Genomic DNA, 12,133 nt, shown 5'->3' on the forward strand with positions numbered 1-12,133 from the left:
GGGCAGGGCCGGCGCTGTCTGGGCCCAGACCGCCAGGCCCGCAGGGCCGGTGCCGCCGGCAACCAGCAGCAGCGCCGCCAGCCTCAGGGGGCGGCGGTGGCGTGGCTGACGGTGGCGGGGGAGGCCGAGGCGGACGGTGGCGGTCATGTCAGGAGGTTCCGAGTTTCAGGCCCGTGACGGTGCCGTTGAAGCGGTAGTTGGTCCCCTCCAGCTCCACCGGGGCGCCGATCTTGATGGTCTGGTTGCCGAAGACGACCCCACCGGCGGTGCGGCGCCCCTGGCCCTCGAGGACGAATCGTCCATCGAAGGTGCTGAAGGTCCGCTGGTTGGGATCGGGGGCGCTGACCACCGTCCCGTCGGGGGTGAGAGTGGAGATGATGCGGTCGAAGGGGATGATCTCCTTGACCGCCACGCTGCCGTGGGGCTGGTTGCGGATCACGATCGCCACCTTGCCCTCGGCGCGGGCCTGCTGCAGCAGCTCCAGGGGGGCGGCGGCGGGGGCACCGCGCACGTCCACCATCACCGTGACGGGCTCAAGGGCGCCGGTGGCCTGGGCCACCGCCCCGCTCAGCCGGGGGCTCCAGATCACGCCCCCGATCGCCAGCAGGGCGGCGACGGCGGCGCCGACGTCGACGAGGCTGAAGGAACGGGACCGGGGCGTTTCGCTGGGCATGGGCATGGGAAAGCCCGCGAAGTGTACGCAGCCTTTCCGGGATCCACCAGCCGCCCCGATCCCGAGGCTCCAGGGCGGCGTCTCAGTTCTGCAGGTCCTCGATCATCTGACCCAGGGCCCTCAGGTTGCCGCCCAGACCCGCCTCCTCACGCCCGCTGAGCGCCAGGTCCTGCTGCTCCGCATCGGGCTTCTGCTCGAAGCTCCCCGCCAGCCGGAAACCGTCGGGATCGAGCCGGTAGAGCTCCCAGTCGCCCGGGTAGGCGCAGCGCAGGGCGCGGTCGGTCTTGGGCAGCAGGGCGTAGGCGGCCCGCCAGCCGGCCAGGAAGCCGCGGCGACGCTGGCGCGCCACGCTGCCGATGCCGACGGCGGCATCCTCCAGGGCGGGATTGACGAGCACCACGGCGTCGGAATGGCGGCCGCACACCTCCTCCACCAGCTCGTACTCCGCCTGGCTCGCCCCCACCAGCAGCAGCACGCCGCTGGAGGGTTCCTCCTGCTGGCGCCGGCGCTGGTCGGAAAAGCTGCCGATGTGCTCGGCCAGGGCCGGAGCATCCCGGCGGGCCAGGGCGGTGGCGCCGGCATCCGGGAACAGCAGCCGCACGCCGGGCCGTTCCGCCATCAGCCCCTCGAGCAGGCGCAGCACCACCGGCATCAGGCGCAGCCCTTCGAAGCGGAACTCCACGGTCCAGCGGCCCCCCGATCCGGCCGCCAGGGCCGCCTGGAGGGCCTGGAGGGCTTCGGCTTCGGCGGTGCGCAGGTCGGCGGGCAGCATCGGCTGGCGGCAGGGCTGGTCGGACCCTACCCAGGCGCTTCCGCCACGCAGCGCCGGGCCTGCTCCAGGGCCGCCGGCAGCCCGGCCAGATCCTCCGGACTCAGCCAGGGGCCGAGGCTGATCCGCAGGCCGCTGGCCGCCTCGGCGGGGTCGTATCCCATCGCCAGCAGCACCGCACTGGTGCCGGCCGTGCCCGCACCGGCACTGGCGCAGGCGGATCCACTGCTCACGGCGTAGCCCCGGCGTGCCAGCTCCCGCACCAGCCTCCGACCGCCGATGGGACGACCCTCCGGCCCGTCCACCAGCAGGCTGATGTGGTGGGGCAGGCGCCCGGCCGGGTCGTCCGGCTCCGGGCCGGTCAACCGCACGCCTTCCAGCCGCCGCAGGTCGGCCAGCAGGTGATCCCGCAGCGACGCCAGCGGGTCTTCTCCGCCGTGGGCCGCCAGCCGCCGCTCGGCCAGCTCCAGGGCCGCCGCGAAGCCGGCCACCAGGGCCACCGGCTCGGTGCCGCCGCGACGACCACCCTCCTGGGCCCCGCCGATCAGGGGCGCCAGCAGGATCCCGCGCCGCACCAGCAGGGCCCCCACGCCGCGCGGACCCTGCAGTTTGTGGGCCGTGCAACTGAGCAGGTCCACCGGCAGGCGGCTGAAATCAACCGGACGGTGCCCCACCACCTGCACCGCATCCACGTGGAACCGCACGCCGGCCTGGCGGCAGAAGGCACCGATCGCCTCGATCGGCTGGAGCGTTCCCACCTCGCTCTGGCCCCAGAGCACCGACACCAGCCGGGTCGGGGGCGTCAGCAGGCGCTGCAGCTCCTCCAGGTCGACCACGCCACGGCGGTCCACCGGCAGGAGCCGCACCTCCCAGCCCCGGCGTGCCAGCGCCGCGGCGGCGGCATAGCTGGCGGGGTGCTCCACCGCCGAAAGCAGCACTCGCCCAGGTTCCAGCTGCCCGTCGGAGCCCACCAGGGCGGTGTGGATCGCCTCGCTCCCCCCCGAGACGAGCACCAGTTCATCGGCGCCGCAGCCGAGCCGGGCGGCGATGGACTGGCGGTCGCGCTCCAGGCGCTCCGCCGCCGCCAGGCCGTGGCCGTGGAGGCTGGAGGGGTTGGCCCAGGCCTCCCGGTGGGCGCGATCCATGGCCTCCAGCACCGCCGCTGCCGGGGGGGCGGTGGCGCAGGCGTCGAGGTAGACCTCAGGGGGCGGCGGGGGCATCGCGGGAGAGGCGGCCCCGGGTCCGGGATTCCAGGGATTCGCCCGCCAGGGCCACCAGATCGTCGAGGGAGCGCCCCTCCAGCAGGGCCGTGACGCGGGCCCGGGCTTCGGCGCTGGGGCAGGCCTCCGGGCGCAGGCAGCCGTGGACGCAGGCGGTGGCGCAGTCGATGGCGGCCACCGCCATGGCCATGGCGGGGGGCACCGCTGTGGCTTGAAGCAGTGCCTCGTCGTCGTCGTCGAACAGCGATGGCGCCACCACCCCGTCGAACACAGCCTCGGCCGGACCAGTCATGAAGACGTGGCCGCTGGCTTCATCCCAGAGGATCTCCAGGGGCCCCCCCGGCAGATCAAGCCGGGCGTGGCGGGCAGCCAGGCCGAGCCGGTGGCAGGCCACCAGGGTGGCGCAGGCGCCGGTGCCGCAGGCCAGGGTGGGTCCCGCCCCCCGCTCCCAGACCCGCATCACCAGATGGTCGGGGGCGAGCACCTGGACGAAATGGACGTTGGTGCGGGCCGGAAAGGCCCCGTGCACCTCCAGGGCGGCGCCGAGACCCTCCAGATCGATCGCCGCCACATCGGCGACGGGCACGACGGCATGGGGGTTGCCCATGCCGGCGGCCGCCACCGCCAGGCGCTGGCCCAGCACCTCCAGCTCGCCCACCGGCAGCCCCTGCTCCCCCACCGCCAGGGTGGTGGGCACGGTCTCGGGCGTCAGGAACGGCGGGCCCATGTCGACGCGGATGCGTCCGTCCTCGGCCAGGGCCGGCACGATGCGACCGGCGAGGGTCTCGATCTCCCAGCTGCGGGGGGCCTGGTCGCCGTCGCTGTCCGCCAGGAAGCGGGCCAGGCAGCGGATGCCGTTGCCGCACATCTCCGGCTCGGTGCCATCGGCGTTGAAGATCCGCATGCGCAGCTCACCGCCCTCACGGGGCGGCAGAGCCAGGATCACCCCATCACCGCCGACGCCGAAGCGGCGGTCGCAGAGTCGCTGCACCCGCTCGGGGGTCAGGCCGAACAGGCCATCAGGATCCTCTAAGGTGCGGCCGTCCAGCAGCAAAAAGTCATTTCCCAGACCCTGGTATTTGCTGAATTGGAGCACTTGATGCACCGTTCCGTAAGTCCTGGAGGTTGGGGCCGATCCTATGCAGAGTTTCTTTGAGCGACGGGGACCCAGGCTCGACACGACCCTGCCCAGTGTGCGGCACGTCCAGGAACTGATCCGTATCCGCACCCCTGTGAACGTCGTCCTGCTGTCCGGCAAGGAGTTCGACGGCATCATCCGCTGGCAGGACAACCATTTCCTGGCGATGAGCACCGAACCCGGCACGCCACTGCTGCTGATCAGCCTGGCCGCCGTGGCTTCGCTTCGGGCCCTCAGCTGAGCCTTTGCATGGGCTGTGACACGATCACTCCCATTCTCTGTGGCCCGTGACTGACCTTTCCCGCTACCGGCCCGATGCGATCGAGCAGCGCTGGCAGCTGCAGTGGGATCAGCTGGGACTGCACGCCACCCCGGATCCGCAAGACGCCGGGGAGCCCTACTACGCCCTCTCGATGTTCCCCTACCCGTCGGGGAGCCTCCACATGGGCCACGTCCGCAACTACGTCATCACCGACGTGATCGCCCGGGCGGCCCGCCTGCGGGGACGGCAGGTGCTCCACCCCATGGGCTGGGATGCCTTCGGCCTGCCAGCGGAGAACGCCGCCATCGAGCGGGGCGTCGACCCGGGGGACTGGACCGACCGCAACATCGCCCAGATGCGCGACCAGCTCAAGCGGCTGGGCCTCTCGATCGACTGGGACCGGGAGGTGGCCACCTGCCACGCCGATTACTACCGCTGGACCCAGTGGCTGTTCCTGCAGTTTCTCGATGCCGGCCTGGCCTACCGCAAGGAGGCGACGGTCAACTGGGACCCGATCGACCAGACGGTGCTCGCCAATGAGCAGGTGGACGCGGAGGGGCGCTCCTGGCGCTCCGGTGCCCAGGTGGAGAAGCGCCGGCTGCGCCAGTGGTTTCTGAAGATCACCGCCTACGCCGATGCCCTGCTCGATGATCTCCCCTCCCTGGAGGGTTGGCCGGAGCGGGTATGCACAATGCAGGCCAACTGGATCGGCCGCTCCCTCGGGGCCGAGCTGACCTTCACCAGCGAAAGCGGTGCGACGATCACCGTCTTCACCACCCGGCCCGACACGATCCATGGCGCCACCTACGTGGTGCTGGCGCCGGATCACCCCCTGGTGGCCGAACTCACCACCGACGACTGCCGCCTCTCGGTGACCGCCTTCTGCGATCTGGTCAGCCGCCAGAGCGAACAGGAGCGGACGGCCGAGGACCGGCCCAAGCGGGGCGTGCCGATCGGCGCCTGGGCGCGCAACCCCGCCAGCGGCGAACGCATCCCCGTCTGGATCGCCGACTACGTCCTGGCCGACTACGGCACCGGTGCGGTGATGGGGGTGCCGGCCCACGACCAGCGGGACTTCGCCTTCGCCCGCCAGTACGAACTGCCCGTGCGCCGGGTCGTGGTCCCCGAGGGGGCCGACCCCCACGCCTACGAGGGCCAGGCCTGGACCGAAGCCGGAGTGCTGATCGGCTCCGGCGCCTTCGACGGCCTGACCACCGCCGAGGCGAAGTCGGCCATCGTCGCCTGGGCCGAGGAGCAGGGCTGGGGCCAGGGACGGGTCCAGTACCGCCTGCGGGACTGGCTGATCTCCCGCCAGCGCTACTGGGGCTGCCCCATCCCCGTGATCCACTGCGACAGCTGCGGCGTGGTGCCGGTCCCCGACGACCAGCTGCCGGTGGAACTGCCCCGGGACATCCCCCTGAGCGGCAAGGGGGGCACCCCCCTGGCCAAGCTGGCGTCGTGGGTGAACGTGCCCTGCCCGAGTTGCGGAGCCCCCGCCAAGCGTGAAACCGACACCATGGACACCTTCATGTGTTCGTCCTGGTACTACCTGCGCTACAGCGACCCCCACAACGACCAGCAGCCGTTCGAGCGCGGCGCTGTCGACCGCTGGTTGCCCGTCGACCAGTACGTGGGCGGCATCGAGCACGCCATCCTGCACCTGCTCTATTCCCGCTTCTTCACCAAGGTGCTGCGGGACCGGGGCCTGCTGGGCTTCTCCGAACCCTTCGCACGGCTGCTCACCCAGGGGATGGTGCAGGGCATCACCTACCGCAACCCCCAGACCGGGCAGTACGTGGCCCCGGCCCAGGTGGCCGACCCCAGCGACCCCCGCGATCCCGTCAGCGGCGAGGTGCTGGAGGTCTTCTACGAGAAGATGTCCAAGTCGAAGCACAACGGCGTCGACCCGGCGGTGGTGATCGACCGCTACGGGGCCGACACGGCCCGGATGTTCATCCTGTTCAAGGCGCCTCCGGAGAAGGATCTGGAGTGGGACGACGCCGACGTGGAGGGTCAGTACCGCTTCCTGCAGCGCCTCTGGCGTCTGGTGGACGGGGCCCATGGCCGTGGCCTGCGGCTGCCCGCAGCGGACGCCCCCCAGCAGCCGGCGCCGGATCCCGCTTCCCTCAGTGACGGCGAACGGGAGCTGCGTCGGGCCGTCCACACCGCCATCGCCGCCATCAGCGAGGACCTGGAGGGGGAGCTCCAGCTCAACACCGCCGTCTCCGAGCTGATGAAGCTCAGCAACGCCCTGGCCGCCCACCTGGAGGTGGCCGGCCCGGCCGTGGCCACCGAAGCGCTGGCCACCCTGCTGATCCTGCTGGCCCCCTTCGCGCCCCACCTGGCCGAGGAGCTCTGGCAGAAACTCAGCGGCCACGCTGAGCAGCAGCCCATCAGCGCCGCAGCCAGCGTCCATGCCCAGCGCTGGCCTGCGGTCGATGCGACGGCCCTGGTGCGCGACACCATCCCCCTGGTGATCCAGGTGAAGGGCAAGATGCGCGGCAGCCTCGAGGTGCCCGCCGACGCCGATGCGGCCACCCTCGAGAAGCTGGCGCTGGAAAGCGAGGTGGCCCAGCGCTGGCTGGAGGGTCAGCCGCCGCGGCGGGTGATCGTGGTGCCCGGCAAGCTGGTCAACCTGGTGCCCTGAGGGCCCGCCGAACGGGGCTTCAGGCCCGCAGGGCGGCGGCGTGGTGGCGCAGGTGGTCGTCGATGAAGCTGGCGATGAAGAAGTAGCTGTGGTCGTAGCCCTCCTGGAGGCGCAGCTCCAGGGGGTGGCCCGCCGCCTCGGCCGCCGCCGCCAGGTCGGCGGGCCGCAGCTGGGTCTCGAGGAAGGGGTCGGCCGTGCCCTGATCCACCAGCAGGGGCAACCGCTCCGCCGCCGCGGGGATCAGCAGGGTGGCGTCCCAGGCGGCCCAGGCCCCTGGATCAGGGCCCAGGTAGGACCCGAAGGCCTTCCGGCCCCAGGGGCAGGCGCTGGGATGGCAGATCGGGGCGAAGGCGGAGACCGAGCGGTAGCGGCCCGGGTGGCGCAGGGCCGTCACCAGGGCGCCGTGGCCCCCCATGGAGTGGCCGCTGATGCCGCGGACCGGAGCCAGGAGCAGCTCCGCCTCCAGCAGGGCGGGCAGCTCCTCCACCACGTAGCTGTGCATCCGGTAGTGGCGGTTCCAGGGGGGCTCGGTGGCATCGACGTAGAAGCCGGCCCCCTGTCCCAGGTCCCAGCCGCCCTCGGGGTCTGTGGGCACCTCCGCCCCCCTCGGGCTGGTGTCCGGCGCCACCAGGGCCAGGCCGAGCTCGGCGGCGAGCCGGTGGGCCCCGCCTTTCTGCATCACGTTCTCGTCGGTGCAGGTGAGGCCGGACAGCCAGTAGAGGGCCGGCACCCGCTCGCCGGCGAGGGCCTGGGGCGGCAGGTACACCGCCAGGGTCGCGGTCCCGTTCAGCTCGGAGGACGGGTGGCGGTAACGGCGGTGCAGACCGCCGAAGCTGCGGTTTTCGCTGAGCAGCTCGAGCATGGGGATGCCGACCTCGGGGTCGCAGGGGGTCGGAAGAGGGGTCAGAAGTGGATCACGGAGCGGATGCTCTGGCCGGCGTGCATCAGGTCGAAGGCCCGGTTGATGTCTTCCAGCCCCATCGTGTGGGTGATGAAGGTGTCCAGCGGGATCTCCCCCTGCTGGAAGCGCTCGACGTAGCCGGGCAGTTCGCTGCGGCCCCGCACCCCGCCGAAGGCCGAGCCCCGCCACACACGCCCCGTCACCAGCTGGAACGGCCGGGTGGCGATCTCCTGGCCCGCCCCGGCCACGCCGATGATCGTGGACTCGCCCCAGCCCTTGTGGCAGCACTCCAGGGCGGCGCGCATCACCTGGACGTTGCCGATGCATTCGAACGAGTAATCCACGCCGCCGTCGGTGCGGTCGATCACCACCTCCTGGATGGGGGCGTCGAAGGCCCTCGGGTCGAGGCACTCGGTGGCCCCCAGCTGGCCGGCGATGGCGAACTTGTCGGGGTTGGTGTCGATGCCGATGATCCGCTCCGCCCCGGCCATCACCGCCCCGATGATCACCGCCAGGCCGATGCCGCCGAGGCCGAAGACGGCCACGCTGCTGCCGGGCTCCACCTTGGCGGTGTTGAGCACGGCGCCGATGCCGGTGGTGACGCCACAGCCCAGCAGGCACACCTTCTCCAGCGGCGCCTCCGGGGCGATCTTGGCCACGGCGATCTCAGGCACCACCGTGTACTCGGAGAAGGTGGAGGTGCCCATGTAGTGGTAGATCGGCTCGCCGTTCCTGGAGAAGCGGCTGCTGCCGTCCGGCATCAGGCCCCGGCCCTGGGTGGCGCGGATCGCCTGGCAGAGGTTGGTCTTGCCGGAGAGGCAGAACCGGCAGGAGCGGCACTCCGGTGTGTAGAGGGGGATCACGTGGTCGCCCACCGCCAGGGAGGTCACCCCGGGGCCCACCTCCTCCACCACCGCCCCGCCCTCGTGGCCGAGCACCGCCGGGAAGATCCCCTCGGGGTCGGCGCCGGAGAGGGTGAAGGCATCGGTGTGGCACACGCCCGTGGCCACGACCCGCAGCAGCACCTCACCGGCCCGGGGCCCCTCCACATCGATCTCGGTGACCTCCAGGGGCTGACCGGCGGCCCAGGCGACCGCGGCGCGGGATCGGACCATGCTCAAGGGGGAAGGTCCCTCAAGTGTGCTGGAAGACCAGCCCGTCGGGCTGCCCCCAGTCGCCGTTCGCCCCATAGCCGCGGTTGTTGGCACAGAGGTGGCGCAGCAGCCAGAACACCGGCTCGACGGCCTCCAGCTCCAGCTCCGCACCGATGGCGGCCAGGGAGCGGGGCTGGCCATCGGCGAGCAGGCCCTCCACCCGGTTCTGAAGGGCCAGGATCCCGGCGGCCGCCTGCTTGCCCGCTTCCACCCCGGGCTGGTGGTAGGCGTTGACGTTGACCAGTTCGCCGTAGAGCCCCACCGCCCGCTCGAACAGGCCGATCAGGGCGCCGAGGGCCCGGGCATCGAAGCGCTGCAGGGTGATGGTGATGCTCTGGCGGGCCTGCTCGGCCAGGGCCGCCCGGGTGCCCTGCAGGAAACCCTCGAGGAAATCGGCGGGGCACTCGCCATCGATCGTGGGGATCTCCGCCGGGTCCTCCAGCACCTCGATGAAGGTCACGAAGAAGTTGTCGAGGCCGTCCCGCAGTTGCTGCACGTAGGCGTGCTGGTCGGTGGAGCCCTTGTTGCCGTAGACGGCCAGGCCCTGGTGCACCACGACACCGTCGCGGTCGAGCCGCTTGCCCAGGGACTCCATCACCAGTTGCTGCAGGTAGCGGCTGAACACCTCCAGCCGGTCCCGGTAGGGAAGCACCACCATGTCGCGGCGTCCCTGGCCGCCGCCGGCCACATGCCAGGAGGCGGCCAGCAGGGCGGCGGGGTTGGTGCGCAGGTCGGGCACCCGCGTCAGCCGGTCCATGGCGGCGGCCCCGTCCAGGAAGCCGCGCAGGTCGGCGCCGATCAGGGCGGCGGGCAGCAGCCCGACGGCGCTGGTGATGCTGGTGCGCCCGCCGACCCAGTCGAACATGTCGAAGCGCCGCAGCCAGCCGGCCGCTTCCGCCTGCTGATCCAGCCGGCTGCCGCCCATGGTGACGGCCACCGCCTGGGCGCTCCAGTCGCCGCCGGCGGCCAGCACCCGTGCCCGGGCCTGCACCATGCCCAGGTGGGGTTCGGGGGTGCCCCCCGACTTGCTGACCACGATCACCAGCGTGGTGGTGAGGCGGTCGCCCAGGCCGGCCAGGGTGCGGGCCATGCCGTCGGGATCGACATTGTCGAAGAAGTGGAACGGCAGGCCCACCCCCTGGCGTTGCAGGGCCCTGAGCATCAGCAGCGGGCCCAGGCCGGAACCGCCGATGCCGATCCAGAGGACATCGGTGAAGGGACGGCCGCCGGGGGCCGTGACCGTTCCGGCCAGCACGCCCTTTCCGAAGGCTTCGAGGCGATCCACCTCCGCGGCGATGGCGGCGGCCACCGCCGGATCGGGGGCCAGTTCCGGGGCCCGCAACCAGTAGTGGCCCACCTGCCGGCCCTCGTCGGCGTTGGCGATGGCCCCGGCCTCCAGGGCCACCATGGCGGCGAAGGCGCGGGCGAAGGGGGCCTGGAAGCGCTCCAGGTCCTGTTCCTCCAGGGCCATCCGGCTGACGTCGAGCCAGAGGGCAAGATCAGGGTCGTGCCAGAGCAGCTGGCGGAATCGCTCCCAGAGGGCAGCGGAATCTTGGCCGTTCAACGGCGGCAGCGGGGACATGGCTCCTGGGACGCCGTGACGGGCCCCCGAACCGTATCCATCCGCCTCCACGTTCGGCAAGCGGATCGGCGGATGCGGGCTTTCCACCACGGGGACGGCCGCCGGAGCGCCCTCGGAGCGGGAAGAATCCGGCCGTGTTCGTTACAATTGATCTAAAGAGCGCCATTCCGCTTGCTGTCCCGCCTCGCCGGAACTAAGCCACGACGCTCCGCACGCATGTCGGCGGTCGCCGCCCTTGCACGCCAGCGCCGCCACGCTCTGGTGGCGGGCCTGCTCCTGGCGGCTGGCGGCCTGGCCTTGATTCCGCTGAGCCGGGAACCCCAGGCGCGCTCGCGCAGCCCCTTCCTGCTCACCGATGGCGGGCGCGACGGCAAGAGTTTTCCCCTGATCAGTCCCTCCACCAGCGAAGGGCTGCGGCCCGATCCGGTGGATTTCACCCCCGAGGAACTACGGGAGCTCAACCGCCGCTTCGGCGTCCACGGCCCCCAGCCCCGGCTCGCCCAGCTGTTCACCGAGGGCATCGACCAGCTCCAGCCCCTGCGTCGCCACACCCTCGGCCGGCTCGAGGAGCTCCGGCCGGTGATCCTCAGCGAGAGCCGCCGCCACCACATCAACCCGATGCTGGTCACCGCCGTGCTCTTCGATGAGCTGCAGCACGCCAAGCCCGGTGAAGACCTTCCCCTGGCGGCCCGCAGTGGCCTGTTCAGCACCCACGGCCCCGCCCAGCTCAGCGTCGGCGAGCTCGTCAAGCAGGGGCTTCTGCCCCCCGATGCCACACCGGAGCAGATCGATGAAGCACGCATGGAGCTGCTCGACCCCGACCGCAACGTCCGGTTGCTGGTCGGCAAGTTCGTGCGTCTGAAGCAGGCCCTGGGGCTGTCCGACAACGCCCTGCTGATGGCCAGCACCTCGCCCGCCGATGCCAAGGCCATCGCCACCCTGGCGTACCTGCATAACGGCAAGCTGGACTACCCCGCACGGGTGCTGCGCTACATGCAGGACCCGGAGCTGCACGCCCTGCTCTACGGCAGCCGCAAACCGATCACCAGTCCGCTGATCTGAACCGGCCCGCTGATCTCAATCGGCCCCTCAGGACGCCCGGATCAGCAGAGCACACCAAGAGCGGCCAGCCGCACCTGCAGTTCCCGCCAGTCGAAGCTGCGAGGATCCATCCGTTCGCCGCCCAGATCCACGTGCTGGTGCGTGGTGATGTTGCTGGCGGGAATGCCGTAGCGGCGCATCCAGCGGGCCAGGACCACGGCGAGGGCGTCGTACTGGGCGGCGGTGTAGCCACTGTGACTCCCCTCCTGGTCCTCCCCGTCTAGGGGCGTCTCGAGGCTCAGGTGCAGGGCGAAGTTGTTGATCGAGCCGGCGAGCTCCGGGTTGGTCACCACCCAGCGGCCGTTGAAGGCGGAGTTGCCGGCGCCGAAGGCCCGTTTGGCCGGGTCCAGCGCCTCGACCACCTGGCCGTCGAGGCCGATCAGGGTGTGGTAGCTCACCTGGTCCTCGTCCCGGGGATGGGGGGTCATGAAGGTGTTGATCGCCGAATTGATGCCGAAGACGGTCTCGTGCAGGACGACGACCTGGGGGGTGGTGTCGAGCGGCTGGCCGAAGGCATCCCGGCGGAAGCGCTCGCCGTAGTTGCTCGGGTCGATGCGCAGCCGAACGGTGTCGTAGCGCAGTCGCTCCGCCAGGCCAGCCAGGCGGGCGCGCAGGGACGGATCGGCCTGACAGGCGCCCCCGAGGGGAGCACGCCAGGCGGCCTGGGGCGGCGGCAGGGCCTGCTC

General features: G+C 71.6%; 11 protein-coding genes. 3 read left to right on the top strand and 8 right to left on the bottom strand.

What is annotated here, in order from left to right:
• Window positions 1-148: 148 nt before the first annotated feature.
• From VB737_RS11495 to dapF, 4 genes are all read right to left on the bottom strand, one after another.
• Entirely contained in the window at window positions 149-673 is a 525-nt protein-coding gene (locus tag VB737_RS11495; RefSeq protein ID WP_500313086.1) for a DUF4330 domain-containing protein, read from the bottom strand.
• An 82-nt stretch (window positions 674-755) separates the two neighbouring features.
• On the bottom strand, window positions 756-1,445 hold the full coding sequence (locus VB737_RS11500; RefSeq protein WP_500313088.1) for a DUF1995 family protein: 690 nt from the start codon (window positions 1,443-1,445) through the stop codon (window positions 756-758).
• A gap of 26 nt (window positions 1,446-1,471) precedes the next feature.
• Window positions 1,472-2,662, bottom strand: coding sequence for a cysteine desulfurase family protein (locus VB737_RS11505; RefSeq protein ID WP_500313090.1), 1,191 nt, complete (start codon window positions 2,660-2,662; stop codon window positions 1,472-1,474).
• The gene (gene dapF, locus VB737_RS11510) at window positions 2,643-3,758 is read right to left on the bottom strand and encodes a diaminopimelate epimerase (protein WP_500313102.1); all 1,116 of its coding nucleotides are present in this window, start codon (window positions 3,756-3,758) and stop codon (window positions 2,643-2,645) included. Before dapF ends, VB737_RS11505 begins: the two co-directional genes overlap by 20 nt.
• A 43-nt stretch (window positions 3,759-3,801) precedes the next feature.
• Between dapF and VB737_RS11515 the strand changes: the two genes are divergently transcribed.
• The gene (locus VB737_RS11515; protein ID WP_500313091.1) at window positions 3,802-4,041 is read left to right on the top strand and encodes an Hfq-related RNA-binding protein; all 240 of its coding nucleotides are present in this window, start codon (window positions 3,802-3,804) and stop codon (window positions 4,039-4,041) included.
• A gap of 46 nt (window positions 4,042-4,087) precedes the next feature.
• The gene (gene leuS / locus VB737_RS11520; RefSeq protein ID WP_500313093.1) at window positions 4,088-6,709 is read left to right on the top strand and encodes a leucine--tRNA ligase; all 2,622 of its coding nucleotides are present in this window, start codon (window positions 4,088-4,090) and stop codon (window positions 6,707-6,709) included.
• A 19-nt stretch (window positions 6,710-6,728) separates the two neighbouring features.
• On the opposite strand, the gene fghA is transcribed toward leuS, so the two are convergent.
• From fghA to VB737_RS11535, 3 genes are read right to left on the bottom strand one after another with little or no spacing between them, the layout of a single operon-like run.
• Window positions 6,729-7,571 carry an S-formylglutathione hydrolase gene (gene fghA / locus VB737_RS11525; RefSeq protein ID WP_500313095.1) on the bottom strand — a complete coding sequence of 281 codons (843 nt, stop codon included), beginning with the start codon at window positions 7,569-7,571 and terminating at the stop codon, window positions 6,729-6,731.
• A 41-nt stretch (window positions 7,572-7,612) separates the two neighbouring features.
• Window positions 7,613-8,725: an S-(hydroxymethyl)glutathione dehydrogenase/class III alcohol dehydrogenase gene (locus tag VB737_RS11530; protein ID WP_500313097.1), complete on the bottom strand. Its 1,113-nt coding sequence runs from the start codon at window positions 8,723-8,725 to the stop codon at window positions 7,613-7,615.
• 19 nt (window positions 8,726-8,744) lie between these two features.
• Window positions 8,745-10,346 carry a glucose-6-phosphate isomerase gene (locus VB737_RS11535; protein ID WP_500313098.1) on the bottom strand — a complete coding sequence of 534 codons (1,602 nt, stop codon included), beginning with the start codon at window positions 10,344-10,346 and terminating at the stop codon, window positions 8,745-8,747.
• Between the two features lie 216 nt (window positions 10,347-10,562).
• Between VB737_RS11535 and VB737_RS11540 the strand changes: the two genes are divergently transcribed.
• Window positions 10,563-11,408: a helicase DnaB gene (locus VB737_RS11540; protein ID WP_500313099.1), complete on the top strand. Its 846-nt coding sequence runs from the start codon at window positions 10,563-10,565 to the stop codon at window positions 11,406-11,408.
• Between the two features lie 41 nt (window positions 11,409-11,449).
• Here the strand turns inward: VB737_RS11540 and VB737_RS11545 are convergent.
• On the bottom strand, window positions 11,450-12,133 hold a 684-nt coding region (locus tag VB737_RS11545), incomplete at its 5' end, for an N-acetylmuramoyl-L-alanine amidase (protein WP_500313100.1).

It is taken from the genome of Synechococcus sp. BA-120 BA3 (genome assembly GCF_034931285.1).
Classification (GTDB): Bacteria; Cyanobacteriota; Cyanobacteriia; order PCC-6307; family Cyanobiaceae; genus Cyanobium.